This window comes from Paenarthrobacter sp. NPDC089307, from assembly GCF_040685055.1.
Classification (GTDB): domain Bacteria; phylum Actinomycetota; class Actinomycetes; order Actinomycetales; family Micrococcaceae; genus Arthrobacter.
In genome coordinates this window covers 140,829-162,537 of the sequence record NZ_JBFBHE010000003.1, presented here as the reverse complement: position 1 = coordinate 162,537, position 21,709 = coordinate 140,829, and the positions used below count along the sequence as shown (strand labels likewise).

General features: G+C 63.2%; 30 protein-coding genes and 1 pseudogene. 14 read left to right on the top strand and 17 right to left on the bottom strand.

From position 1 onward, the window contains the following. Positions 1 to 62 precede the first annotated feature (62 nt). Positions 63 to 1,496 carry an MFS transporter gene (locus AB0N72_RS08295; protein WP_363934418.1) on the top strand — a complete coding sequence of 478 codons (1,434 nt, stop codon included), beginning with the start codon at positions 63 to 65 and terminating at the stop codon, positions 1,494 to 1,496. Here AB0N72_RS08295 and AB0N72_RS08290 read toward each other — a convergent pair. From AB0N72_RS08290 to AB0N72_RS08250, 9 genes and pseudogenes are all read right to left on the bottom strand, one after another. Next, positions 1,480 to 1,809: a hypothetical protein gene (locus AB0N72_RS08290; protein WP_363934416.1), complete on the bottom strand. Its 330-nt coding sequence runs from the start codon at positions 1,807 to 1,809 to the stop codon at positions 1,480 to 1,482. The genes AB0N72_RS08295 and AB0N72_RS08290 overlap by 17 nt on opposite strands. Beyond that, positions 1,806 to 2,411 carry an Asp23/Gls24 family envelope stress response protein gene (locus tag AB0N72_RS08285; protein ID WP_363934414.1) on the bottom strand — a complete coding sequence of 202 codons (606 nt, stop codon included), beginning with the start codon at positions 2,409 to 2,411 and terminating at the stop codon, positions 1,806 to 1,808. The genes AB0N72_RS08290 and AB0N72_RS08285 overlap by 4 nt, the downstream gene beginning before the upstream one ends. Next, positions 2,408 to 2,939 (bottom strand): annotated as a pseudogene (locus AB0N72_RS08280) (RNA polymerase sigma factor). The gene AB0N72_RS08285 and the pseudogene AB0N72_RS08280 overlap by 4 nt, the downstream one beginning before the upstream one ends. Before the next feature lie 94 nt (positions 2,940 to 3,033). Continuing rightward, a complete protein-coding gene (locus AB0N72_RS08275; protein ID WP_363934412.1) occupies positions 3,034 to 3,264 on the bottom strand; it encodes a CsbD family protein in 231 nt (76 codons plus the stop codon). A gap of 89 nt (positions 3,265 to 3,353) precedes the next feature. Next, positions 3,354 to 3,959, bottom strand: a complete 606-nt coding sequence (locus tag AB0N72_RS08270; RefSeq protein WP_363934411.1) for a hypothetical protein — start codon at positions 3,957 to 3,959, stop codon at positions 3,354 to 3,356. Then, positions 3,956 to 4,537, bottom strand: coding sequence for a hypothetical protein (locus AB0N72_RS08265; RefSeq protein ID WP_363934409.1), 582 nt, complete (start codon positions 4,535 to 4,537; stop codon positions 3,956 to 3,958). The genes AB0N72_RS08270 and AB0N72_RS08265 overlap by 4 nt, the downstream gene beginning before the upstream one ends. Further along, entirely contained in the window at positions 4,534 to 4,902 is a 369-nt protein-coding gene (locus tag AB0N72_RS08260; protein ID WP_363934408.1) for a hypothetical protein, read from the bottom strand. Before AB0N72_RS08260 ends, AB0N72_RS08265 begins: the two co-directional genes overlap by 4 nt. Next, positions 4,899 to 5,090 (bottom strand): DUF2273 domain-containing protein, encoded by a 192-nt coding sequence (locus tag AB0N72_RS08255; RefSeq protein ID WP_363934407.1) that lies wholly within the window; start codon positions 5,088 to 5,090, stop codon positions 4,899 to 4,901. The genes AB0N72_RS08260 and AB0N72_RS08255 overlap by 4 nt, the downstream gene beginning before the upstream one ends. After that, a complete protein-coding gene (locus AB0N72_RS08250; protein WP_363934405.1) occupies positions 5,087 to 5,587 on the bottom strand; it encodes an Asp23/Gls24 family envelope stress response protein in 501 nt (166 codons plus the stop codon). Before AB0N72_RS08250 ends, AB0N72_RS08255 begins: the two co-directional genes overlap by 4 nt. A gap of 203 nt (positions 5,588 to 5,790) precedes the next feature. Here AB0N72_RS08250 and AB0N72_RS08245 point away from each other — a divergent pair, with 203 nt between their 5' ends. The 5 genes from AB0N72_RS08245 to AB0N72_RS08225 all read left to right on the top strand — a co-directional run bounded on the left by AB0N72_RS08245 (position 5,791) and on the right by AB0N72_RS08225 (position 8,906). Next, positions 5,791 to 6,087: a hypothetical protein gene (locus tag AB0N72_RS08245; RefSeq protein ID WP_363934403.1), complete on the top strand. Its 297-nt coding sequence runs from the start codon at positions 5,791 to 5,793 to the stop codon at positions 6,085 to 6,087. Positions 6,088 to 6,196: 109 nt separating this feature from the next. Beyond that, positions 6,197 to 6,400: a hypothetical protein gene (locus tag AB0N72_RS08240; protein WP_363934402.1), complete on the top strand. Its 204-nt coding sequence runs from the start codon at positions 6,197 to 6,199 to the stop codon at positions 6,398 to 6,400. A 132-nt stretch (positions 6,401 to 6,532) separates the two neighbouring features. Further along, on the top strand, positions 6,533 to 7,333 hold the full coding sequence (locus tag AB0N72_RS08235) for a DUF1206 domain-containing protein (protein ID WP_363934401.1): 801 nt from the start codon (positions 6,533 to 6,535) through the stop codon (positions 7,331 to 7,333). 72 nt (positions 7,334 to 7,405) lie between these two features. Continuing rightward, positions 7,406 to 8,341 carry an SDR family oxidoreductase gene (locus AB0N72_RS08230; protein WP_363934400.1) on the top strand — a complete coding sequence of 312 codons (936 nt, stop codon included), beginning with the start codon at positions 7,406 to 7,408 and terminating at the stop codon, positions 8,339 to 8,341. A 1-nt stretch (position 8,342) separates the two neighbouring features. Beyond that, positions 8,343 to 8,906, top strand: coding sequence for an isochorismatase family cysteine hydrolase (locus tag AB0N72_RS08225; protein WP_363934399.1), 564 nt, complete (start codon positions 8,343 to 8,345; stop codon positions 8,904 to 8,906). Here AB0N72_RS08225 and AB0N72_RS08220 read toward each other — a convergent pair. The 3 genes from AB0N72_RS08220 to AB0N72_RS08210 form a co-directional block, all read right to left on the bottom strand. After that, entirely contained in the window at positions 8,898 to 9,764 is an 867-nt protein-coding gene (locus AB0N72_RS08220) for an AraC family transcriptional regulator (protein WP_363934398.1), read from the bottom strand. The two genes, AB0N72_RS08225 and AB0N72_RS08220, sit on opposite strands and share 9 nt — an antisense overlap. Before the next feature lie 160 nt (positions 9,765 to 9,924). After that, positions 9,925 to 10,191, bottom strand: a complete 267-nt coding sequence (locus AB0N72_RS08215; RefSeq protein ID WP_363934397.1) for a hypothetical protein — start codon at positions 10,189 to 10,191, stop codon at positions 9,925 to 9,927. Then, positions 10,184 to 10,453: a GlsB/YeaQ/YmgE family stress response membrane protein gene (locus tag AB0N72_RS08210; RefSeq protein ID WP_363934396.1), complete on the bottom strand. Its 270-nt coding sequence runs from the start codon at positions 10,451 to 10,453 to the stop codon at positions 10,184 to 10,186. The genes AB0N72_RS08215 and AB0N72_RS08210 overlap by 8 nt, the downstream gene beginning before the upstream one ends. A 399-nt stretch (positions 10,454 to 10,852) precedes the next feature. On the opposite strand from AB0N72_RS08210, the gene AB0N72_RS08205 reads away from it, so the two are divergent. After that, positions 10,853 to 11,320: a hypothetical protein gene (locus AB0N72_RS08205; protein ID WP_363934395.1), complete on the top strand. Its 468-nt coding sequence runs from the start codon at positions 10,853 to 10,855 to the stop codon at positions 11,318 to 11,320. Here AB0N72_RS08205 and AB0N72_RS08200 read toward each other — a convergent pair. Further along, entirely contained in the window at positions 11,317 to 12,033 is a 717-nt protein-coding gene (locus AB0N72_RS08200) for an alpha/beta fold hydrolase (protein WP_363934394.1), read from the bottom strand. The genes AB0N72_RS08205 and AB0N72_RS08200 overlap by 4 nt on opposite strands. A 182-nt stretch (positions 12,034 to 12,215) precedes the next feature. Here AB0N72_RS08200 and AB0N72_RS08195 point away from each other — a divergent pair, with 182 nt between their 5' ends. The 7 genes from AB0N72_RS08195 (at position 12,216) to AB0N72_RS08165 (ending at position 19,229) form a co-directional block, all read left to right on the top strand. Next, positions 12,216 to 13,721 (top strand): fumarylacetoacetate hydrolase family protein, encoded by a 1,506-nt coding sequence (locus AB0N72_RS08195; protein ID WP_363934393.1) that lies wholly within the window; start codon positions 12,216 to 12,218, stop codon positions 13,719 to 13,721. After that, positions 13,714 to 14,367: a GntR family transcriptional regulator gene (locus AB0N72_RS08190; protein ID WP_363934392.1), complete on the top strand. Its 654-nt coding sequence runs from the start codon at positions 13,714 to 13,716 to the stop codon at positions 14,365 to 14,367. Before AB0N72_RS08195 ends, AB0N72_RS08190 begins: the two co-directional genes overlap by 8 nt. 84 nt (positions 14,368 to 14,451) lie before the next feature. Further along, positions 14,452 to 15,963: a 5-carboxymethyl-2-hydroxymuconate semialdehyde dehydrogenase gene (hpaE, locus tag AB0N72_RS08185; protein WP_363934391.1), complete on the top strand. Its 1,512-nt coding sequence runs from the start codon at positions 14,452 to 14,454 to the stop codon at positions 15,961 to 15,963. Positions 15,964 to 16,061: 98 nt separating this feature from the next. After that, positions 16,062 to 17,156, top strand: coding sequence for a 3,4-dihydroxyphenylacetate 2,3-dioxygenase (gene hpaD, locus AB0N72_RS08180; protein WP_363934390.1), 1,095 nt, complete (start codon positions 16,062 to 16,064; stop codon positions 17,154 to 17,156). A 4-nt stretch (positions 17,157 to 17,160) separates the two neighbouring features. Further along, complete coding sequence (gene hpaH / locus AB0N72_RS08175; protein ID WP_363934389.1) at positions 17,161 to 17,946, top strand: 2-oxo-hept-4-ene-1,7-dioate hydratase; 786 nt, start codon at positions 17,161 to 17,163, stop codon at positions 17,944 to 17,946. Beyond that, positions 17,931 to 18,734: an HpcH/HpaI aldolase/citrate lyase family protein gene (locus tag AB0N72_RS08170; RefSeq protein WP_363934387.1), complete on the top strand. Its 804-nt coding sequence runs from the start codon at positions 17,931 to 17,933 to the stop codon at positions 18,732 to 18,734. Before hpaH ends, AB0N72_RS08170 begins: the two co-directional genes overlap by 16 nt. Before the next feature lie 48 nt (positions 18,735 to 18,782). Next, positions 18,783 to 19,229: a hypothetical protein gene (locus AB0N72_RS08165; RefSeq protein ID WP_363934385.1), complete on the top strand. Its 447-nt coding sequence runs from the start codon at positions 18,783 to 18,785 to the stop codon at positions 19,227 to 19,229. A 13-nt stretch (positions 19,230 to 19,242) separates the two neighbouring features. Here AB0N72_RS08165 and AB0N72_RS08160 read toward each other — a convergent pair whose 3' ends face one another. From AB0N72_RS08160 to AB0N72_RS08145, 4 genes are all read right to left on the bottom strand, one after another. Next, the gene (locus AB0N72_RS08160) at positions 19,243 to 19,599 is read right to left on the bottom strand and encodes a nuclear transport factor 2 family protein (protein WP_363934383.1); all 357 of its coding nucleotides are present in this window, start codon (positions 19,597 to 19,599) and stop codon (positions 19,243 to 19,245) included. Positions 19,600 to 19,759: 160 nt separating this feature from the next. Continuing rightward, on the bottom strand, positions 19,760 to 20,194 hold the full coding sequence (locus AB0N72_RS08155) for a hotdog domain-containing protein (protein ID WP_159706417.1): 435 nt from the start codon (positions 20,192 to 20,194) through the stop codon (positions 19,760 to 19,762). Positions 20,195 to 20,255: 61 nt separating this feature from the next. Beyond that, entirely contained in the window at positions 20,256 to 20,759 is a 504-nt protein-coding gene (locus tag AB0N72_RS08150) for a GNAT family N-acetyltransferase (protein WP_363934381.1), read from the bottom strand. 179 nt (positions 20,760 to 20,938) lie between these two features. Beyond that, entirely contained in the window at positions 20,939 to 21,595 is a 657-nt protein-coding gene (locus AB0N72_RS08145; protein ID WP_363934379.1) for a histidine phosphatase family protein, read from the bottom strand. Positions 21,596 to 21,709: the final 114 nt, after the last annotated feature.

Below are 21,709 nucleotides of genomic sequence, written 5' to 3'. Positions count from 1 at the left end.
GAGTCTCGTGAATTCCCTGCCGATACTACCGGGAGGTTCCGCCCGGTGGTTTACTGGGACGCATGACCGAGCAGGAACCGGCTACCGCCGGGTCTACTGGCAATGTCAATCCTCAGGAACGTACCGCCGCGGAACGATCACGAACCTTCACCGGGATCCTGGTCAATACCGCCTTGGCGAACATCACCACCAGCTATCTGTGGTTCGCCCTGACCTTCTGGGTGTACTTGGAGACACGCAATGTGATCGCCACGGGAGTAGTCGGCGGGGCCTACATGCTCCTCATTGCATTGTCGAGCATTAGCTTCGGCACCTTCGTGGACCGTTACCGCAAACTGGCTGTGATGCGTTTCGCCGCCGGCTTCACTTTGGTGATGTTCGTGTTGTCGGGAGTCATGTTCCTGTTGACGCCGGAGCGAGCGCTGCTGGATCTGTCCCAACCGTGGTTTTGGATCTTCATCTTGATCGTCCTGGTGGGGGCGGTGGTGGAGAACCTGCGCAATATCGCCCTGTCCACCACGGTGACCATCCTGATCGAGCCGGACAGGCGCGCCAATGCCAACGGGCTGGTGGGCATGGTCCAAGGCCTCATGTTCATCGTCACTTCGGTACTTTCCGGCCTATCGGTGGGGCTCCTGGGAATGGGGTGGACCGTCGTGGTGGCCTTGGTGCTCACCGCGTTGGCCTTCGCGCACCTGCTGACCCTGCGCCTGCCCGAGGAAGTGCGGGCCGCAGCCTCCGATGCCCAAGGCGGGTTCGATCTCCGCGGCTCCTGGGCTGCGGTCATGGCGATCTCCGGGTTGTTCGCGTTGATCATCTTCTCTACGTTCAACAATTTCATCGGCGGGGTCTACATGGCCTTGATGGACCCCTATGGCCTGGAGATGTTCCCTGTGGAAATCTGGGGCACCGTGTTTGCGGTAGCAGCCACGGGGTTCATCCTGGGTGGGGCGTTGATCGGCAAGTTCGGGTTGGGCTCCAACCCTTTGCGGACCCTCCTGGTTGCCGTGGCCGTGATGGGGCTCGTCGGTGCTGTTTTCACTGTCCGGGAGTGGGCGTGGCTCTACATTGCCGGTATTTGGCTCTACATGGCACTGGTTCCCGTGGTGGAAGCTGCCGAGCAAACGGTCATCCAGAAGGTGGTGCCCCTACCCCGGCAAGGCCGTGTTTTTGGCTTCGCCATGGCCTTCGAATCTGCCGCTGCACCCATCACGGCGTTCCTCATAGCGCCGATCGCGCAGTTCTGGATCATCCCTTACGCGCGCTCCGCCCAGGGCGCCGCCCAATTGCAGCCGTTGTTGGGGGAGGGAACTTCCCGCGGTATTGCCCTGGTGTTCCTGGTGGCGGGACTGATTATGATCGTTGTTTCCCTGCTTGCCTTCCTTACCCCGGTCTACCGCCGCGTTACGGACTCTTATGAGCGGGCTGCCAGGGAATCGCAGGGCGAGGACGCGGACACCGCGGCCCCGCAGGGGGCGGTTACGGACCTATCCTGACCACTAAAACCTCGACGACGGCGGCTGGGTTTCCCAGGTGCCTGCGGACAGCCGCGGCTGCTTCGCGGGCCACTTCCGGGGCTGGCCGGAAGATCCCGACGCCGATCCTCACCTTGACTGCCATGCCGCCGGCTTGCTCCGACAGGCCAATCAGGGGCAGCGCTTCTCCGGTCATCGCTGCAACCGCTGCTCCGGCTATGGACTGCCACAATGGCTGGGCGGGGTACACCGCGGTGACTCCATCCACGGCCTGGACAATCCCCAGCAATTCGTCGGCCAGGGTGGGGGAGCTGGCTTCCACGTTTTCCGTCATGGCTGGTCCTCGGTGTTCGGCGTATTGGCTGGCGCGGGAAGCTCCAGCACGTCGGTGACAGTGATGTCGATGGCCTGGATGTTCAGTTCGGTCTGGACGGCCAGCATCTCTGAGAGCGCATTTCGCAGCGCAGCAGCCCGCTCTTCAATGGAGTGTCCATAGATCACCGCGATCTCCACCTCCACGGTGATGGCCGCTCCCGGCTCGGTGAGATCTCCGTTCAAGCGGCATTTGCCGGCGGCTGTTCCTGGGAGGGAATCGGCTACGGAGCGGATCAGGGCCGACACCGAGCCCTCGGTTTCCCAGAGGGCATCCTTCGGGTCCGCCGAACGGAGCGGGATGCTCCTGCCTGGCCGCAGTTCCAGGCGGAGGTTGTCCAGTATGGACTGCATCCAGTCATCGTTGCCCGTTCCGGCGTCGGCCAGGTCCGAGGCCAGCAATTCATTGCCGAGCTCGGAGAGCCGGCGCAGGGAAGCGAGTCCGGCCTGGCACTCCGGGCAGGCCTCCAAATGAGCGGGATCCGCAATGTATCCCGTGTCCAAGTAAGCACTCAGTTCTGCGAGGCTGTGCCCGCATTCCAGTGCGTCGCCGGGGGTTTTCATCGCCACTCCTCCATTGTGCGTGCAAGGGCAATCCGTGCCCGGGCCAGTCGGCCGCGGACGCTGGCAGGGCTGATGCTCAAGGTCTGTGCAATCTCCTCGTAGCTCAGGTCGTTGAACTCCTTAAGTACCCAACAGCGCGGTGCTTTCCGGATCCTGGGTCCTCGGGCCGGAGGGGGCATCACCTTGATTCTCAAGATCGTCCAGCGCGACATGGTTGCGCCGCTTCCGGAGATGGTCGATGCTGCGTGTGCCTACGATGCGAAGCAGCCAACCTTTCACTGCTGCTGGATCGCGGAGGTTGTCCAGCTGTTTCCATGCTTGGACCAGGCTCTCCTGGACTACGTCGTCCGCGTCGGCCAATGTGCCCGTCAGCCGCCGGGCGGTTGCCCGCATCAATGGCCCGTGGCGCCGGGCGAGCGCTTCGAAAGCGGCAGTATCACCATCTGCTGCCCGGCCGGCCAGCAACGCGTCCGGCACGAGGTCCAGGTGTTGCTGTGCTGCGGGGGAGGCCGCAGGTGAACCAGTCACGTTTCTGCCTTTCCAGTGCTGTGAGTCCGGCACTTTGCTCATCGGAAGGACAGGGACGGTTCCGCCGCTCGGCGGAACCGTCCCTGTTCCCGGCCTACTTGTTGGTGAAGCCTTCCTTGAGCTTCCGGGCAGCGTCCTTGACGTTTTCGCTGATGTCGGCTGCTGCGTCCTTGACCTTTTCGCCGGCCTGCTGGAGTTTGGCCTGGGCCTGATCGTGCTGGCCCTCACGCTCCAGGGCCGAATCGCCGGTGAGCTTGCCCGCTCCTTCCTTGGCGGCGCCAAGGTGCTCGGAGGCTGCGTTGTTGATCTTGTCGTTGATTCCCATGGTGTTCCCTTTTCCCTTCGGTGTATCTCTTTCGGTGCACGGCTCTGAGTTGCCGTGCATGCTTCAGGTGAAGTACTTCGAACTGCCAGTCACCGGGTACGCCGCGATCCGGACACCTGTGTTCGGGGGCCGCTGGTGATTCGGACCAGGACGGGCATCGGATGACCCAGCCAGTGGTCCACTTCCTGCAGGAGGTGTTCCACAGTGTCGCCAATGTCCTTTGGGGAAGCCCCTTTGCGGGCTTCCAAACGGAGCCGCAGCGCTGTGCCTCGCCGCGATTCCCAAGCCGAGACGGAGGTGGCCAGAACATCGGGGTTGCCGCTGAGGGCTTCCTTGACGGCGGCGGAAACCAGCCCTGCATCCACCACGGTTCGCCCTGCGCTGCCTTCCGAGCGCTGGGCCAGGCGTGGTGTCTTGCCGCCCCCTTGGGAAGCCAGCCAGGCAGCTCCGAGGACTGCGCCCACCAGGAGTACGGCAATTCCCGCCACCAGCCACCAGCTCCGGACAGGTTCGGGCAAAGGTGCAGTGCCAGCGAGCTGACGGAGGTGGTCCCGGACGGACGAGCCGATGCTGGCCCACCGCCCCGCAGCTCCCGGGGAAGTTCCGGCCGCGATGAATGCGGCACCGGCTCCCAGAAGGACGAGGCCAATGACCGCGAGCAGGATCCGGTTGAGCGCCCGATTCGTGTTTCTCATTGCCCCACCGCTCCTTCGTTCAGTATGTGGACGCTGGACCGGGCTGGACGATCCAGTGCGTAGGTGGCCAGTTCGCCGTCGACCGCTGCCTGAAGGTCTTCCGGCGCCAGCGGTTCGCCCGACGTCGGACGCACCTGGACGCGTACGGAACGTCCTCCGACGGTGGTGGTCACCTGCCCGGGTGCCAGGCATGCGACCCGTCGGACCTTTCCGGACACAGCTGCCGCGATCACCTCGTGGTCGACTACGACGGCGGCACGTCCGCTTCCAAGGGCGCGGCGTTGCCTGCGGCCAGTCCCCAAGGCCAGTCCGAGAAGCATCAGTGCCAGAATTCCCAGCCCTATGCCGGTTGCCACCATGCCCAGCGGCGTGGTGCTGGCCGGGAGCCCGATCAACCACCCGGACAATTGCGCCGGGCTGGCGAGCAGGGGCCTCTCTTTGAGGAGCCACAGCACGGATTCCAGGGCCAGCCAAAGGCAGGCGGCTATCAGGAGGACTGCAGCCACGATGGACGGGACGGCCCTCGATGAGTGCGTTTCGCGTCGGACCAAGCGCCGGGTTATGGGGTCCTGGCTCATTCCACCCTCCTTTGCCTGGGTTGTTCCGGTTTCCCTCCGGTGAGGCGGATGTCCACCCGTCCAATGTCCAGCCCGGTGATTTCCGTGCCTCTGGCCACTATTTCTTCGCGGGCTGACCGCGCCTGTTCGAAGATGGTGCCCGCTTGCCTCTGTGGCTTAAGCAACGCCGGAAGGGCCAGCTTGACGGAGAGGCTGACGCCGAGCTTTCCGGCATCGTCTTCCAATGCCGCTGAAACGTTGTCCGCCTCCACGCCGAATGCCTGTACCGTGACTGATTCCACGGTTTTCCGGATGGCGGCGTGGGTGAGCCGGTTATGGCCCGCCCGGTCCCGGCTGTTCGAAGCGGCGGCGTCCAGGCGGCTCATGACGCGGAGCGCTTGCCCCGCAAGGCATCCAACACCCCGCGGAGGTCAAGCTTGCCCTCGGCGGACCGGCCCAACACTGCCCCGACCGCCATGAACAATGCCGTCAGCAGCAGGCCCCAGAACCCGAAAGCCAGGCCTGCCAGGGCAAGAACCGCGCCTACAGCCAAGCCGGCGATGGTGGGGCTCATGCGACCCTCGGCTCACGTCCGGCGTCTTCGGCGTCGGCGTCTTCTGATGGGACATGGATGTCCGTGATGGTCACATTGACCTCGGTCACTTCCATGCCGACGAGGTCCTCAATCGCGGTGTAGACAGCGTTGCGGGCGTTGTCCGCAACCTCTTGGAGCGGGTGGGGGTATTCGACAACCAGCGTCACATCGACAGCCACCTGGGTCTGGCCCACCTCAACGCTCACACCCTGGGTGAGATCCTTTTGGCCAACTTTTTCCCGCAGGTTTCCGATGGCCCGGGCTGCCCCGCCGCCCAAGGCATGCACTCCCGGGATTTCCTGGATGGCGATGCCCGCGATCTTGGCTACTACGCCGTCGGCGACTGTGGTGGCCCCGCGGCCATCTTTGCCCTTGTCGTGAGTGTCGTGGTGTGCGGGAGCTTCGAGCCCTGAGCCTGGGGTGGCCTTTGTGTTCTTGGCCGGAACGTTGGCGGGGGTGTGCGTTTCGATCGTCATGGCGTTGCTCCTTGTCCGTTGCTTGCGTTCTCTGTAGCTGCGGCGCTTCGTATGCGCCGTTATGAATAGGACGTAACTCCCCGGAGATTCCTCACACCCGGATGCATGTGATGTGCATCACTATGGAGGGCCTTGCTGGCCTTTTTAGTTAGTTTCCCATATAACTAGCTTATCGAGTTACATTCCTACGGAAGGGCGCCAAAGTGACTGCAGTGATTGTGACCGGAATTAAGGACGAGGCTGTCCTGGGCCGTCGCGTGGACACCTGCGGGTCCACGCCGTCAATGAGGACCGGACTCCTGGACGTGGTGTGGACGGCCTCGGCGCGAGTGGAGAGCCTCCAATGGGAAATGGACGAGGCCGAGGAATCCTTGGCACGGGCCATGCGAAGCGCCGTGGCGGCAGGAGCCGGGCTGCCGGACTTGGCGATCGCGTCGGGCATGAGCTTCGCTGCCGTCGAGCGACTGCTCAAGGAGGAGTCGACCCCCGAGATCGCCTAAAAAGCTTGAGCAAATCTTGAGATGACCCGGCGTCGTTCTTGAGGGCCCTGCCCGATGGTTGAAACATCAGCCATTGGGGCTGATGGGAACTGCGAGGAAGGCGACCGACATGACTGCTCACATCACCGCCCAGACCAACAGCGCCAGTGCTTCTTACGCCACCCCCGACCCCCATTCAGTCCCTGCTGAAAACCCTCGCGAATCGGCGGATGCCCCAAGCCAGGCCCGTGCCGTGGTGACCGTCCGCGAACCCTTCAACCCTTTGGGCGCGGGACTTCGGAGCATCTGGCCCCAATCGGTCGTCGGATTCTAGGCTCCTCTCTGTTTTCGCTCGGGCAGGCACCCAGGTGCCTGCCCGACGTCGTTAACGCCGTGGCTTTCACTGGGCTTCGGTGGGACGATGGTTTCCACCGGGAAACTAAGGAGGCTTGTCATTAAAGAGGAGATGAGGAAGGCCGCCGATGTGGCCGAAGAAGCCTCAAATTCACGTACTTTCGAGCTGATTGCGCGTGCGGGATACGGCGTGAGCGGCCTGTTGCATGTGTTTATCGGCGTCATAGCCCTCCAACTGGCCTTCGGACGGTCCGGCGAGGCCGATGTGTCGGGGGCGGTGGCCTCCCTGGCCAGCCAACCAGCAGGCCCCGTTCTTCTCTGGGCTTGCTTCGGCGCTTGTGCGGCGCTCGCTTTATGGCAACTGGGGAACGCCATCCTGGGGGAGCACGGCTCCGGCAAGAAGCTCACCAAAAGACTCTCGGCAGCAGGTCAGGCCATCGTGTTCGCCGCTTTGGCGGCCACCATCGTCTCGTTCATCATGGGCCAGGGCAAGAACAGCCGGGAGTCCAGCACTGACTTCACCGCCACCCTCATGGGCGCTCCCTTTGGTGTCTTCCTACTCGTCGCCATTGGCGCGGGCATCGCCATCACGGGAATCGTGTTCGCGGTGCGGGGCTTCAGGCAGACGTTCAAGCGGGACATCTCGTTGTCGTCGGAGGAGGCCGTCCGGAAGTTCCAAGTGGGTGTGGGCGTAGTGGGCTACATAGCCAAGGGAATTGCCTTGTTCCTGGTTGGCCTGCTGGTGGTCATTGCCGCCGTGAGCGCCCGGCCGGAGCAATCAACCGGCTTGGATGGCAGCCTGAAGGCGCTGCGGGAGCAACCGTACGGCCCGTATCTGCTGGCCGCCGTCGCCGTCGGATTGATCGCCTACGGACTTTTCCTGATGGTCAAGGCCAAGACGCTCCGCGCCTAGCACCGTTTGGGCGCAACCGCGCTGGGTACAAGGCAAGCGAACCGTGCAGGCAATCTGAAAAGGGGCAGAACCATGACTCACGAAGATCCACACCGGAATGACAAGCCACAACCAGGCGGGCACCAGCTGGCCTCAGCGCCCTCCGACCCCCGCAGCGGCTACTACGCGGATGAATTTCCCCAGCAGGAGCAGCAGCAGCCCGGACTCACCAAACCGCTGGATCCCCAACCCGATCACGGCGAGAAGAGCTACGTCGGACACGGCCGGCTGCAGGGCAAAACGGCGCTGATTACCGGTGGCGACTCAGGCATTGGCGCCGCCGTGGCCATCGCCTACGCCCGCGAGGGCGCCAACGTAGCAATCAGCTATCTTCCGGAGGAAGAAGAGGACGCGCAGTCGACGGCGGAATGGATCCGCGAGTGCGGCGCGCGGGTTCTCCTGCTGCCAGGTGACGCACGGGACGAAGGCTTCGCAGCCCGGATCGTGGACCGTACCGTGCAGGAACTCGGCGGCCTGAATGTCGTGGTGCTGAATGCGGCGTACCAAAAGAACAGGGAAGGTTTGGAGACCATCCCCACAGAGGAGTTCGACCGCGTCTTCAAGACCAACCTGTACTCCCTCATCTGGACCGCCCAGGCAGCCATTCCCCATCTCCGCCCGGGCGCGTCCATAATCGTGACGGCATCCATCCAGGCCTTCAACCCGTCCGCGCAACTGGTGGATTACGCCATGACAAAGGCCGCGCAGGTCGCCTTCACCAAAGCCATGGCCGAGGAACTTGGTCCCAAGGGAATCCGGGTCAATGCAGTTGCACCGGGCCCCATCTGGACTCCATTGATCCCCGCCACGGAATGGCCGGACAAGCTGCCTTCGTTCGGGCAGGACACGCCCCTCGGCAGGGCCGGCCAACCTGCCGAACTGGCTCCCGCCTACGTGTTGCTCGCCTCGGATGAGGGTTCCTATATCTCCGGAGCAGTGCTGCCCGTTACGGGTGGCAAGGGGCTCTGACATGATCGCAGTGCTGGTGATCGACATGCAGAACGCCTACTTTGAGGACCCCGCCCTGGCGTCGCGCCGGGACGAAATCGCGGCGGCCTGCAATTCGCTGACGAGTGCCGCAGCGGAAGCAGGGGCCAAGGTGCTCCTGGTCGGGACGGTGCATGAGCGGGACAAATCCACGTGGAGCCTGAACATGCTGGACGATGACCAAGGTTTCATTTTCAGGGGCAGTGAACAGGCAGAATTTGTTCCCGGCCTGCTCACTGCGGATTATCCCCGGCTCTCCAAGACCCGGGACAGCGCTTTTTTCGGCACCGACCTGGCCATGCGGCTCAGGAACTGGGGCGTGGACACCGTGGTCTTGGCCGGCATCTCGGCGCATAACTGCATTGCGCAGACCGCAGCAGACGCCTTCGCGCACAACCTCAAGGTCATCTATGCGGCGGACGCCATCGGCTCGGAAAATGCAGAGGCCGCTGAAGCAGTGCTCAGGGTGCTCACCCGGGAGTACCGGCAAAACGTGTTGCCCCTGGAGGAGATCCATCCCATCCTGGCATCAGATCCGTCATCCTAGGTCCTCCCTTTCAACGGGAATCCACAATTGGGCTCGGCCATGGGTGCCGTTGGCTTCCACCTCGACACTGAGCATTTCCGGTCCCGGCGCCCACCTGTAAGGGTTGGCGGGAAACCACTCAGTGGCGGCGTCTGCCCACATGCTTTGAAGGACCTCGGGGAACTTCCCTTCAGTTTCGAAGACCACCCACTGGCCGGCGGGAACCTCAAGGGAAGCAAAGCCCGCAGGAGGAGCGGTCTCGGTGGAAGCGGCTGCGTGCCAGTAATCCAGTTCGCTTCCTTCAGCGCGTTGCTCGTCGATGTTGTCGGTGATGGACAGGGGCCCCGAAGGGTCTGTGTTTGACCACTCCAGCATTTGCTTCGTGACTGTGGGATCCAGGCTTCGCTGGAAGTCCATGATGGCTTGATTAGGTCCCTCGTGGACCAGTGGCACCCGGGTCTTCAGGCCAATCAGGCGGAACGCTGCCTTGTCCACTATGCGGTGTTTCATGTCGGTATTCCCTTCGATGCGGAGATGGAACCTCAACTGAGGCTGGGAATGGAGCACTGCGCCAGGACGCCTTGCCTCGGATGGCGTCAAGCCATGCATGGCTTTGAAAGCCCGCGTAAATGCCTCGGCGGATCCGTATCCGTAGCGGAGTGCGATGTCCAACACGGTCCCGCCCCCAAGGACCTCCGCCGTAGCTGCGGTGAGCCGGCGGCGTCGAATGTACTCCGAGATGGGAATCCCGGAGAGGGACGAGAACATCCGCCTGAAGTGGTATTCGGACGTCAAGGCTGCCCGGGCCAAGGCGGCCACGTCCACGTTCGTCGTCAGGTCCTGCTCAATGATGCGCATGGCCCGGTTCCATTCCTGCACAGTTGCCTCCATTCTTTGAAGACAACGCTAGGCCGCTCCTTGCGCGGATGTCCCGACAATTCATGCCTGAAACTATCAAGGCGTAGGGCCAACGCAAGAACCCGGAGGCTGCAACGGCAGTCCTCCGGGTTCCTGTGGTGATTCGGTTATTGCGGTGACGCTACGGTCGGCTGGAGCCTGATGCTTCTTCATCCGGTTCGGACGAGAAGGGCCGATCAGCCGGAGTGTCCTCCGTGTTCTTGTCGTCGAGCTCGGCGTCTGCTGAGGGCACCGTCTTCTCGGCGTAGTCACCTTCGGTGTAGTCGCCGCCGGCATCTTCCTTCAGGGTCTCCGGCGATGCTCCTGCGTCGCCGTAGTCCCCTTCCGTGTATTGGCCGTCGAGATCTTCACCATTGGCGTCGCGGTTCTGGTTCTGGTGATCAGCCATGGGTGGTCCTGCGGTTGGTCACCAGGCCGTAGATCAGCAGCACGATGATGGAGCCACCGATGGCCAAGAGCCACGTGGTCAGGGAGAAGAATTCCTGCAGGCCCGTGTGGAAGATCAGGCCGCCGAGCCAACCACCCAGAAGAGCGCCCACGACGCCCAAAATGAGGGTTATGAACCAGCCGCCACCCTGGCGGCCGGGGAGAATAAGTTTCGCGATAGCGCCGGCCAAAAGGCCGAGGAGAAGAAAACCAAAGAAACCCATTTTTGCTCCTACTTTCTTGTTGATGGAAATTCCATGAACGTGATGAAGCGAGTAAGTTCACCGGCTTGTTTTGCAGTGCAGGCACTGCAATGGGGCCCCTGAGGCCCTATGGAATGTGGGGAGAAGAATTACTCATTCGACTCCGATGTATTTGTCATATGCACCAATAAAGCACTCCTGCCGATTGGGTCGGACCAAGTACTACACCAGTAACGCTAGTCGCTCCCGGGACAAGTAGCAAGTAACCTGACTATCTCCGACGCTGTGCGGATTGCTTGCTTTGTTGCGGCAAATGAATGAGCAACTGAATCAATGGGTAATCCACCCTAATGGGCGGATGACACGGAACGGCCCGCAGGGCTAGGGTCGAATAAGAACACCTTGGAAGGGGTGAGGGCAGTGAAAGGGAAAGCATTGTTCGCCGTCGGCGTGGCTGTTGGCTACGTGTGGGGCTCCAAGTCTTGGCCGGAGGTCTACCGGCGGGTCCGCGGAGGCACTGAGAAAGTCCTGAAGAATCCTGAAGTGCAGGAGAATGTCCACCAGGCTGCCGAGACGGTCCAGGAGACGGTTCCGGACATTCTGGAGAATCTGTACCAAGCCGGCAAGAAACTGCTGGAGAAGGCGGAGACTGTGTTCCCGGGCCTTACTGCGCCCAATGCCGCAGGCGTGGCGGACTCCGGGCATGGGGCAAGCTCCGGGGATGGCGAGCCTAAAGTAGCCACCGTTCCTGTCGCTACTCCCAAGCCGGACGTAGCCTCAGACGTTGTGTCCGACCCTGCCCTGGATGACGTCACGGGAACGGACTGGACGGATGAAGGCGGTGCCGCGCCCGAGGGGCCCGCTACCAACACGCCGCCCCGCCACTAGCCGCCCGGTTGTCGATCCTGGTTAACGGCCCTCAGGATTGCCTGGCCCAGTTCAGCCGGTTTGGTGAACTGCGGCCAGTGCCCTGTGGGCAGGTCGATGAAGTCAACGCTGCGGATCCTCGCCAGTTCAGCCGTAAAAGGGTGTCCGCCATCCATCCACTCTTTGAGGAGTGACGACGGGAACTGGCACGCGATGATCGTGGCCGGTACCTCGTAGCGGCGGACGTCGCCCAGGTGTTGCTGGTCGAACGCGACCCCTTTGGGTTCCGGAATCGCCCGTGCGCGGAAGGCGGCTTTCAGGTCCTCGGTGAGGTCCATCAGGTCTTCGTCTTCGAACGCCTCCCAAGGTGGCAGCGGGACGTCGTCGCCGTCGTCGGGCAGTTCATCATTGATGACGCCGCCCTCACCGAGCGGTCCGCTGTCCACATAGATGGTCCGGGCTACGCGGTGGGGCCGGGCGTCTGCCACCCCGTGGATGATGGCGCCGCCACCTGAGTGGCCCACCAGGACCACCTTGCCCTCAAGGGAATCCACCGTGGCCACCACGGCGTCGATGTGGGTCCGGAGGCCGATGCCCGCCCGGGATGCGTCAACGGATTCCAAGCCGGGCAGGGTCAGTGGATGAACTGTGTGTCCTGCCGCCACCAAGGCCGGAGTCACCTCATCCCATGACGACGCGTCCAACCAGAAACCGGGAACCAGGATGATGTCCATGACCCGTACCCTACGGGAGGGCGCCGACAGAATGAACCCAATTTCTGTTGGATCATCTGCGGGCGGAGTCCGGCAGCCCCGCCACAGGGGTTGACGTGCATCACATATCTGATCCATAGTTTTCGTATACGATTTCGTACTCGATAGCTGGGTGCATCAGATATCCTTCAGGAGGAGGCGCCGTGACACTGGAGTTCCGGACGCAGGAGCTGGGCCACGACATGCTGGCCCGGACGCGCAAGGTCATTGCCGTCCACATCAACTACCCGAGCCGTGCCGCCCAGCGCGGCCGTACTCCCGCGCAGCCGTCGTACTTCCTGAAGCCTTCCTCGTCCCTGGCGCTGGGCTCCGCGGACCAGCCCGGCACGGTTGAGCGGCCAGCCGGTTGCGAGTTGCTCGGTTACGAGGGCGAGGTCGCCTTGGTGATCGGCAAGTCAGCGCGCCGGGTAAGCATGGAGGACGCGTGGAGCCACGTCGAGTGGGTCACTGCGTCCAACGACCTCGGCGTCTATGACCTCCGCTATGCGGACAAGGGTTCCAACGTCCGGTCCAAGGGTGGCGATGGTTTCACCCCCGTCGGACCGGCGCTGATCCCTGCCGACGCTGTTGACCCCGCGGCACTGCGGATCCGCACTTGGCACAACGGCGAACCCGTCCAGGACGACACCACCGAGGACTTGCTTTTTCCCTTCGCGCAGCTCGTTGCGGACCTGTCCCAGTTGCTCACGCTCGAAGAGGACGACATCATCCTTACCGGCACCCCTGCTGGCGCCTCGGTCGCCAAGCCGGGTGACGTCGTCGAGGTTGAGGTCACCGGCGGTGGCTTCAGCAGCGGCCGCCTGGTTACCAAGGTGACGGAAGGCACGACGCCGTTCGCGGACTTTGGTGCCGGGCCCAAGGCAGATGACACCCAGCGGGAAGAGGCGTACGGATCGCGGGAAGCTGCGGGACTGGAGGCTGCGGAGAGTGTTCTGACGCCGGAGTTGAAGGCCAAACTTGAGTCCGTTGCCACTGCCACGCTTTCCTCGCAGCTGCGAAAGCGCGGGCTGAACAATGTGAGCATTGATGGTTTGCAGGCTACCCGTCCGGATCGCAAGGTGGTGGGGCTGGCCCGCACTCTTCGCTATGTGCCCAATCGGGAGGACCTGTTCAAGACCCACGGCGGGGGCTTCAACGCCCAGAAGCGCGCCATCGACTCCGTGAACGAGGGCGAAATCCTGGTCATGGAAGCCCGCGGCGAAAAGGGCACCGGCACCGTTGGAGACATCCTCGCGCTGCGTGCCCAGGTCCGGGGTGCTGCGGCGATCATTACCGACGGCGGCGTCCGCGACTACTCGGCCGTGGCCGACCTGGAGATGCCTACCTACTTCGCCAACCCGCACCCGGCAGTGCTTGGGCGGCGCCACATCCCGTGGGACACGGATATCACCATCGCCTGCGGCGGAGCGACCGTCCAGCCCGGGGACATCATCGTGGCTGACTCCGACGGCATCCTGGTGATCCCGCCGGCCATTGCCGGGGAACTCGTGGACGACTGCATCCAGCAGGAAAAGGAAGAGGCGTTCATCTTCCAAATGGTCCAGGAAGGCAACAGCGTTGACGGCCTATACCCGATGAACAAGGAATGGCAGGCTCGCTTTGCCGAATGGTCCGCCAAGCAGAGCCCGGAAGGAGCCCCAGGTGACTGAAGCCGCCGTCGAAAGCAAGTCCCAACAGGCGTATACCGCAGTGAAGGCCCGGATTGTTGAGGGGACGTACACGCCAGGCTACCGGCTGGTGCTGGCGAAGATCGCCGAGGACCTTGGCTTCAGCGTGGTTCCCGTGCGCGAAGCGATCCGCCGCCTTGAAGCCGAAGGGCTGGTGAAGTTTGAGCGGAACGTGGGTGCCACGGTCTCCGGAATCGACCCCACCGAGTACCTGTATACGATGCAGACATTGAGCATCGTTGAAGGTGCCGCCACGGCGTTGTCGGCTCCGTTGATCGACTCCGTGTCCATTGCCCGGGCCCGTGCGGTGAACGCGGAGATGCGTGAGTGCCTTGAGCATTTCGACCCCGTCCGGTTCACCGCGCTGAACCAGGATTTCCACAGCGTCCTGTTCGAGCACTGCCCCAACCCCCACATTCTTGACCTGGTCCACCGCGGCTGGAACCGGTTGGCCTCCCTAAGGTCCTCTACGTTCCGGTTCGTCCCCGGCCGTGCACAGGAATCCGTGCGCGAACACGAGGCCCTGCTCCAACTTATCGAATCCGGAGCAGACGCCGACACCATCGAAAAAGCAGCCCGCCAACACCGCGCGGCAACCCTGGACGCCTACCTCTCCACCACCAACTAAAGCAACGCGGGGTCACTTATGGCCCATAACACCACCCCGAATGGGCCGTAAGTGACCCCGCGTTGGAAGAAAAGGAACTCAACGATGACGACCTCAGTAGAAACAGCCAAGCACTACGTTCCCGAAAACCTGCCCAGCCACATCCAGCACTACATCAACGGCGAGTTCGTTGACTCGGTCTCGGGTAAGACCTTCGACGTCCTGGACCCGGTCTCCAACCAGAACTACGCCACCGCAGCTGCCGGGCAGAAGGAAGACATCGACCTTGCCGTCGCCGCAGCGCGTGAGGCGTTCGTCAACGGACCGTGGCCGAAGATGAAGCCGCGCGAACGTGCCCGCATCCTGAACAAGATCGCCGACGCCGTTGAAGCCCAGGAAGCCAGGCTCGCGGAGCTGGAAACGTTCGATACCGGCCTGCCGATCACCCAGGCCAAAGGCCAGGCCCTGCGTGCCGCCGAGAATTTCCGCTTCTTCGCGGACCTGATCGTGGCCCAGTTCGACGACGCCATGAAGGTCCCCGGATCGCAGATCAACTACGTGAACCGCAAGCCGATCGGCGTCGCGGGCCTGATCACGCCGTGGAACACCCCCTTCATGCTCGAGTCCTGGAAGCTCGCCCCCGCACTGGCTACCGGCAACACCGTGGTGCTGAAGCCAGCCGAGTTCACGCCGCTTTCGGCATCACTGTGGGCAACCATCTTCAAAGACGCCGGCCTGCCCGACGGCGTGTTCAACCTGGTCAACGGCCTGGGCGAGGAAGCCGGTGACGCGCTGGTGAAGCACCCCGAGGTGCCGCTGATCTCCTTCACCGGCGAGACAACTACGGGCCAGACGATCTTCCGCAACGCCGCGGCCAACCTCAAGGGCCTGTCCATGGAGCTCGGCGGCAAGTCCCCGTGCGTCGTGTTCGCCGACGCCGACCTGGACGCAGCCATCGACTCGGCCCTGTTCGGGGTGTTCTCTCTGAACGGGGAACGCTGCACCGCCGGTTCCCGCATCCTGGTTGAGCGGGCCATCTACGACGAATTCTGCGAAAAGTACGCCGCGCGCGCCAAGAACATCGTGGTGGGCGATCCCCACGATCCCAAGACCCAGGTCGGTGCCCTGGTCCACCCGGAGCACTACGAGAAGGTGGCATCGTACGTGGAGATCGGCAAGTCCGAAGGTCGCCTGCTGGCTGGCGGCGGCCGACCCGACCACCTGCCCGAAGGCAACTACATCGCACCGACCGTGTTTGCCGACGTCGCGCCTGACGCGCGGATCTTCCAGGAAGAAATCTTCGGTCCCGTCGTGGCGATCACGCCCTTCGAGAACGACGACGAGGCCCTCGCCTTGGCGAACAACACCAAGTACGGCCTGGCGGCCTACATCTGGACGCAGAACCTGACCCGTGCCCACAACTTCTCCCAGAACGTCGAAGCCGGAATGGTGTGGCTCAACAGCCACAACGTCCGCGACCTCCGTACCCCGTTCGGCGGCGTCAAAGCCTCCGGCCTGGGCCACGAGGGCGGCTACCGCTCGATCGACTTCTACACGGACCAGCAGGCCGTGCACATCACCCTCGGTTCCGTGCACACCCCCAAGTTCGGCGCCTAACCCCCTCCCGAGTTTTTGTACACCTAACGCCCTTGAGAACCCCTCATAAGGGCATCTGCTGTACAAAAACTCCCAGCTTTCAACGAAGAGAGACCATCATGAGCAACCCTTTCACCGGCCCCATTCCTACCCCCACGGTTCCGGCCCCGGACATCGTCCGCTGCGCCTACCTCGAGTTGGTGGTCACGGACCTCGCCAAGTCCCGCGCGTTCTACGTGGACCTGCTCGGCCTGCACGTCACCGAGGAAGACGAGAACACCATCTACCTGCGCTCCATCGAGGAGTTCATCCACCACAACCTGGTCCTCCGGAAGGGCCCTGTTGCGGCAGCAGCAGCCTTTGCCTACCGCGTGAAGTCCCCGGCCGAAGTCGATGCCGCCGAGGCCTACTACCGCGAACTCGGCTGCCGGGTGGAGCGCCGCAAGGAAGGCTTCACCAAGGGCGTCGGAGACTCCGTCCGCGTCGAGGACCCACTGGGCTTCCCGTACGAATTCTTCTACGACGTCGAGCATGTCGAACGCCTCACCCAGCGCTACGACCTCTACTCCGCCGGCGAACTTGTCCGGCTTGACCACTTCAACCAGGTCACCCCGGACGTCCCGCGCGGCCGCAAGTACCTGGAGGACCTCGGCTTCCGCGTCTCGGAGGACATCAAGGATTCCGACGGCGTCACGTACGCCGCGTGGATGCACCGCAAGCAGACCGTGCACGACACTGCCCTGACCGGTGGCAACGGACCTCGCCTGCACCACATCGCCTTCTCAACGCACGAGAAGCACAACATCATCCAGATCTGCGACAAAATGGGCGCCCTGCGCATCTCCGACCGGATCGAACGAGGCCCCGGACGCCACGGCGTGTCCAACGCGTTCTACCTCTACATCCTGGACCCGGACGGCCACCGCGTGGAGATCTACACCCAGGACTACTACACCGGCGACCCTGACAACCCCACCGTCACCTGGGACGTCCACGACAACCAGCGCCGCGACTGGTGGGGCAACCCCGTGGTCCCGTCCTGGTACACCGAGGCTTCCCTGGTCCTGGACCTCGACGGCAACCCGCAACCGGTCATCGAACGCGAAGAGAAATCCGAAATGGCCGTCACCGTAGGCGCGGACGGCTTCTCCTATACCCGTCCGGAAGGCGCCGGCGAGTCCGCTGAGGGCTTCAAACTGGGAGCGCAGGTCTAACACGATGCTGGACGCGAAGACGATCGAAGCCATTGCCGACGAACTCCTCGAAGCGAACCGCAACCGCAAGCCGGTGCCCCGCCTGACCGCCCGCTACCCGGAGATGACGGTGGAGGACTCCTACGCGGTGCAGCAGCTCTGGCGCCGACGAAACGAGGAAGCCGGGCGCACGTTGGTAGGGCGGAAGATCGGCCTCACGTCCAAAGCCATGCAGGCGGCCACCGGCATCACCGAGCCGGACTACGGCGCTATTTTCGATGACATGGTCCTCGAAACCGGGTGCTCCGTGGAGTGGGACCAGTACACGCATCCCCGGGTGGAAGTGGAGCTCGCGTTCGTGCTGAAGTCCGCCTTGAAAGGCCCGGGCTGCACCATCTTCGACGTCCTCAACGCTACCGACTACGTGGTTCCGGCCCTTGAGATCCTGGACTCCAGGATCGAAATGGAGGGCCGGACCATCGTCGACACCATCTCGGACAATGCCGCGATGGGCGCCATGGTGGTGGGTGGTCGCCCGGTGCGGCCGGACGCCGTCGACCTCCGCTGGGTGTCCGCCATCCTGTACAAAAACCAGACCGTAGAGGAAACCGGGGTGGCCGCCGGAGTCCTCGACCATCCCGCCAACGGGGTGCACTGGCTGGCCAACAAGATCGCCGCCCATGGTGACTCGATGAAGGCCGGAGATATCATCCTGGCAGGCTCGTTTACCCGGCCCCTGTGGGTGTACAAAGGTGATACCGTGCACGCGGACTACGGACCGTTGGGAGTTGTGACATGTCACTTCAGCTGAGCCCTACCTTCTATTCGGCCCTCACCGACGCAGGCCGTCCGCTGGCCGGGATGTGGGTGTGTTCCGGCAGCCCGCTGGTGGCGGAGATCTGTGCCGGATCCGGCTTGGACTGGGTGTTGATCGACGCCGAACACAGCCCCAATGGACTCGAATCCATTCTGGGCCAGCTCCACGCCGTCAGTGGCTACCCCGTCCAGGCCATGGTCCGGCCACCTGTCAACGACACCGTAATCATCAAGCAATACCTGGACCTCGGCGTACAGAACCTCATGGTCCCCATGGTGAACTCCGCGTTCGAAGCCGCCGCCGCCGTCGCAGCTGTCCGGTACCCGCCCCTTGGGGTCCGGGGGGTCGGCTCCGCCTTGGCGAGGTCGTCCCGCTGGAACCGCGTCCCGGAGTACCTCGGTACTGCCTCCGCTTCCATCAGCCTCACCGTCCAGATCGAATCCGAGGCAGCGGCATCGGCCGTGGAGGAAATCCTGGCAGTCGACGGCGTGGACGGCATCTTCCTGGGACCCTCGGACCTCGCAGCGTCCATGGGGTTGCTGGGACAGCAGGAAAATCCCCTGGTGAGGGCCGTCGTCGAGCACTGTCTTGAAGCTGCGAAGGCGGCCGGTAAGCCCGCCGGCGTGAACGCCTTCAACCAGGACACCGCCCTCGCCTACCTCGACGCCGGTGCCTCCTTTGTGCTGGTCGGCGCCGATGTTTCGGTGCTGGCCCGGGCATCGGAGGGGTTCGTGAAGACGTTCATTCCTGTCTCTGAAACGGCCGATCGCGACAGCTACTAACCCATTGCGTGCGCTAGGCTCGACGCAAAAGCCTGAGGGGGCAGAGCTATGAAGCGTCGTGTGTTGTTGGTGATTGCGCTGGTGGGAGTGCTGGCTGGCTGTAGTACCCCGCAACCAGCGGGCCCCGCCGCCCTGAACCGCGAGGCGACGGCCGAGGACAAGTTGCCCGATGGCGTGGGCCTCACCGGGGTGGACCATGATGTCGAGCCTGGGTCGGCCCGTTTGTTGGCTACCTATGATGACGTGAAGTACTACGGCGCAAGGAGTTCCACCGGAGGGTCCGCCGGCTTGTTCGTGGTCCCCGTGGGACTCCCGGACCAGTGGCGGGCGGGGTGCGGGGGGACTGCGACAAGCGGGCGGATCGTGACAGTCTCAGGTGTCGACCATTCGGAGGCCACATTGATCAATGACGGCGTGGACACCAGTCGCCCGGAGTTTCAGGGGCTGACCAAGATCCACGACAACGTCCTGGTCAGTAAGCCCGCCCGCTACTGATCCTCCGGCGGCGCTACTTGCGCGCCATGTACCACTCGGTGAACTCGCGAGCCCGACCGTCCTGGGCGAACCTGATGACCCACAGGTTGTCATACGTCGGCTGCCCGTTGAGGTAGGTGGTTACTCCCTGGACGAAGGCGGTGTCGTCCTCCTGGCCAAGGAGTGTCCACTCGAAGGTCCAGTCCTCAGGCTTGTCCGCGGCGTCGGACCAGGCCTTGATGATCTCCGCGTGGCCGCTCCATGGTTTCTCCGTGTTGGGTTTGTCGTTGTAGACCGCATCCTCGGTGAAGAGGGCCCGGATGTCCTCGGGCTCATTCGAGGTCCACGCGCGTTCGTACTTGTCCATCCAGGAGTTCACGTCGTTGGTCATGTACCCGTTCTACCCTCAGCTGCCGCAGGGTTCAACGGCGGCGGAGGGTTCCTGCCTTTAGGGGGTGGAACCCTCAGCTGCCGCAGGGTTCAACGGAGGCCGAGGGTTCCTGCCTTTAGGCGGTGGGGAGGCAACACGGCAGCTGTCGACGGCGGGCGGCTCAGTCTTCGTCAAGAGTTTCGGTGAGGTGGTGCGTCGGAATCCGGTCACGGTCATAGGTGATTTCCGTGTAGCCGTGCGGCTGCGGACGCCCGTCAGCACCAAGGTTGACGAACACGATCTCCTCGATGGTCAAAATGGCCTGCCGGGTGATCATGTTGCGGACCTCGGCGCGCATGGTCAGGGACGTCCTGCCAAAGCGCTTGGCCGTCAAGCCCATCTCGATGAGATCACCTTGCACTGCCGAGCTGACGAAGTTGATTTCGGAGATGTACTTGGTGACCGCACGGCCGTTGCCCAATTGGAGGATGGCGTAGATCGCTGCTTCTTCATCGATCCACTTCAGCAGGCTGCCACCGAAGAGCGTGCCATTGGCGTTGAGGTCTTCGGGCCGAACCCATTTGCGGGTGCGAAAGGTGATGTCTGCTTTTTCCATAATCCGAGATTATCGAACCGGTGCCACTCCCTGCTGCAAGTTGTGCCGCAGTTCACCCTGGCTAGGCCATTGCCGTGTGGGAGGCACTGTGGGAATCCAACGGTTTTGAGTAGCAGTACGACTCGTTGACGCCTATGTACGGACCGAAGTTGGGCACAGGCGCAAAGCCCGCACTCTCATAGAAGCTGCGTCCGTCCGACTGGGCCGAGCCCGCCTCCGCGGCGATCACGCTGAATCCGTGTGAATGCGCCTGGGCCTCCAGCGCGGCCAGGATTGAGCTCGCAACTCCCGAACCCCGCGCATAGGGGACCACATAAAGCCGTTTGATTTCTGCCGTCTTCTCGTCCAGCATGCGCAGGCCGCCGCAGCCAAGCGGCTGGCCCGAGCATTTCTCGTATGCCACCACAAAGACTGCGGTGTCAGCTTCCGACGGCGGCGGGCCGGGTTCGTGGTCGGTGGTGCCGAAGCGCGCATCCAGTTCTGCCTGCTGCGCTGCCCGGAGGTCCGCGCCCACGGGGTTGGCCCACGTAACCTGCCGGATGTTGAGCCGCGGGTTGGTCTGCATCTGTGCCTCAATTCGCCGGGTTTCGGGGAGGTGTCTATGCGTCTCAAGCCTAGGCAGCTGTGGTTACCGTGGTGTTTCCTGCGCGTAAGCGTCGGGAGAAATGCGGGATCTGAGTGTTTCTGCGGGTTGTTTTGTGTTGCGCGGCCCGCTCTGCCTTGTGTTCAGGTCCTGAGCAGGCTTTAGAGTGCCTCGCCTGTGGGGTCTTCGGCAGTCTGGTCCGCCAAGGCCATGCCACCGACAGGGACCTGGTCCCAGTGCAGCACCTTCCAGCCGTTTACAGGGTCGCCTTCCAGGGCCACGATTCCGGTGTTGGGCAACTGATGCGTTTGGGCGAACAGGGTATCGATGTCCGAGGCCCGGCGCCCGGCCCAGCAGCGGATTGCCGCTCCATGGCTTACGATCACCGCAGTCTGGTGTCCAGCGGCCACCACTTTCTCCACCGAGGCGTCGAAGCGGGCGAAGAAGTCGTGTCCGTTGAACGCTCCGGGCATGCGCACGTCCAGATCGCCGTCTGTCCAGGCGAAGACAGTGCTCATGTAGCGCAAGTGCGACTCGTGATCTGTCTTCTTTTCAAGACTCCCTGCCTCGATTTCATGGACTCCGTCCAGAATGGTCGACTTCAGGCCTGTGGCTTGCTCCAACGGAAGCACAGTGCGTTGAGTCCGCAGCAGCGTGGAGGTGTAAAGCGCATCGATATTCTCATCGGCCAGAGCCTGCGGAAGGGCTTCGGCCTGGCGCTCACCGAGCTCGGTCAGTCCTGGACCGGGGAACGCGGTATCCAGTTCGCCCGCGACATTGCCGGGGGTTTGTCCGTGCCTGATCAACAGGAGCTTCATGGCGCTCCGCTCCTTCCATTGTCTCTGAGCCATTGTCTCCGAGCCATTGTCTCGGAGGGTCCGCTTTTTCCGCCGACCTGCGGTGTTAATCCACGACGGCGGGCCGAGGCTCCC

What these genes read in the sequence shown, in the direction of transcription:
- AB0N72_RS08260 (WP_363934408.1), bottom strand. Translation starts at nt 4,902, where the DNA reads ATGAGCCGCCTGGACGCCGCCGCTTCGAACAGCCGGGACCGGGCGGGC.
- AB0N72_RS08295 (WP_363934418.1), top strand. Translation starts at nt 63, where the DNA reads ATGACCGAGCAGGAACCGGCTACCGCCGGGTCTACTGGCAATGTCAAT.
- AB0N72_RS08250 (WP_363934405.1), bottom strand. Translation starts at nt 5,587, where the DNA reads ATGACGATCGAAACGCACACCCCCGCCAACGTTCCGGCCAAGAACACA.
- AB0N72_RS08225 (WP_363934399.1), top strand. Translation starts at nt 8,343, where the DNA reads ATGATCGCAGTGCTGGTGATCGACATGCAGAACGCCTACTTTGAGGAC.
- hpaD (WP_363934390.1), top strand. Translation starts at nt 16,062, where the DNA reads ATGAGCAACCCTTTCACCGGCCCCATTCCTACCCCCACGGTTCCGGCC.
- AB0N72_RS08290 (WP_363934416.1), bottom strand. Translation starts at nt 1,809, where the DNA reads ATGACGGAAAACGTGGAAGCCAGCTCCCCCACCCTGGCCGACGAATTG.
- AB0N72_RS08145 (WP_363934379.1), bottom strand. Translation starts at nt 21,595, where the DNA reads ATGAAGCTCCTGTTGATCAGGCACGGACAAACCCCCGGCAATGTCGCG.
- AB0N72_RS08210 (WP_363934396.1), bottom strand. Translation starts at nt 10,453, where the DNA reads ATGGGTTTCTTTGGTTTTCTTCTCCTCGGCCTTTTGGCCGGCGCTATC.
- AB0N72_RS08155 (WP_159706417.1), bottom strand. Translation starts at nt 20,194, where the DNA reads ATGGAAAAAGCAGACATCACCTTTCGCACCCGCAAATGGGTTCGGCCC.
- AB0N72_RS08230 (WP_363934400.1), top strand. Translation starts at nt 7,406, where the DNA reads ATGACTCACGAAGATCCACACCGGAATGACAAGCCACAACCAGGCGGG.
- AB0N72_RS08165 (WP_363934385.1), top strand. Translation starts at nt 18,783, where the DNA reads ATGAAGCGTCGTGTGTTGTTGGTGATTGCGCTGGTGGGAGTGCTGGCT.
- AB0N72_RS08275 (WP_363934412.1), bottom strand. Translation starts at nt 3,264, where the DNA reads ATGGGAATCAACGACAAGATCAACAACGCAGCCTCCGAGCACCTTGGC.
- AB0N72_RS08215 (WP_363934397.1), bottom strand. Translation starts at nt 10,191, where the DNA reads ATGGCTGATCACCAGAACCAGAACCGCGACGCCAATGGTGAAGATCTC.
- AB0N72_RS08265 (WP_363934409.1), bottom strand. Translation starts at nt 4,537, where the DNA reads ATGAGCCAGGACCCCATAACCCGGCGCTTGGTCCGACGCGAAACGCAC.
- AB0N72_RS08200 (WP_363934394.1), bottom strand. Translation starts at nt 12,033, where the DNA reads ATGGACATCATCCTGGTTCCCGGTTTCTGGTTGGACGCGTCGTCATGG.
- AB0N72_RS08240 (WP_363934402.1), top strand. Translation starts at nt 6,197, where the DNA reads ATGACTGCTCACATCACCGCCCAGACCAACAGCGCCAGTGCTTCTTAC.
- AB0N72_RS08170 (WP_363934387.1), top strand. Translation starts at nt 17,931, where the DNA reads ATGTCACTTCAGCTGAGCCCTACCTTCTATTCGGCCCTCACCGACGCA.
- AB0N72_RS08235 (WP_363934401.1), top strand. Translation starts at nt 6,533, where the DNA reads ATGAGGAAGGCCGCCGATGTGGCCGAAGAAGCCTCAAATTCACGTACT.
- AB0N72_RS08150 (WP_363934381.1), bottom strand. Translation starts at nt 20,759, where the DNA reads ATGCAGACCAACCCGCGGCTCAACATCCGGCAGGTTACGTGGGCCAAC.
- AB0N72_RS08160 (WP_363934383.1), bottom strand. Translation starts at nt 19,599, where the DNA reads ATGACCAACGACGTGAACTCCTGGATGGACAAGTACGAACGCGCGTGG.
- AB0N72_RS08270 (WP_363934411.1), bottom strand. Translation starts at nt 3,959, where the DNA reads ATGAGAAACACGAATCGGGCGCTCAACCGGATCCTGCTCGCGGTCATT.
- AB0N72_RS08255 (WP_363934407.1), bottom strand. Translation starts at nt 5,090, where the DNA reads ATGAGCCCCACCATCGCCGGCTTGGCTGTAGGCGCGGTTCTTGCCCTG.
- hpaH (WP_363934389.1), top strand. Translation starts at nt 17,161, where the DNA reads ATGCTGGACGCGAAGACGATCGAAGCCATTGCCGACGAACTCCTCGAA.
- AB0N72_RS08285 (WP_363934414.1), bottom strand. Translation starts at nt 2,411, where the DNA reads ATGAAAACCCCCGGCGACGCACTGGAATGCGGGCACAGCCTCGCAGAA.
- hpaE (WP_363934391.1), top strand. Translation starts at nt 14,452, where the DNA reads ATGACGACCTCAGTAGAAACAGCCAAGCACTACGTTCCCGAAAACCTG.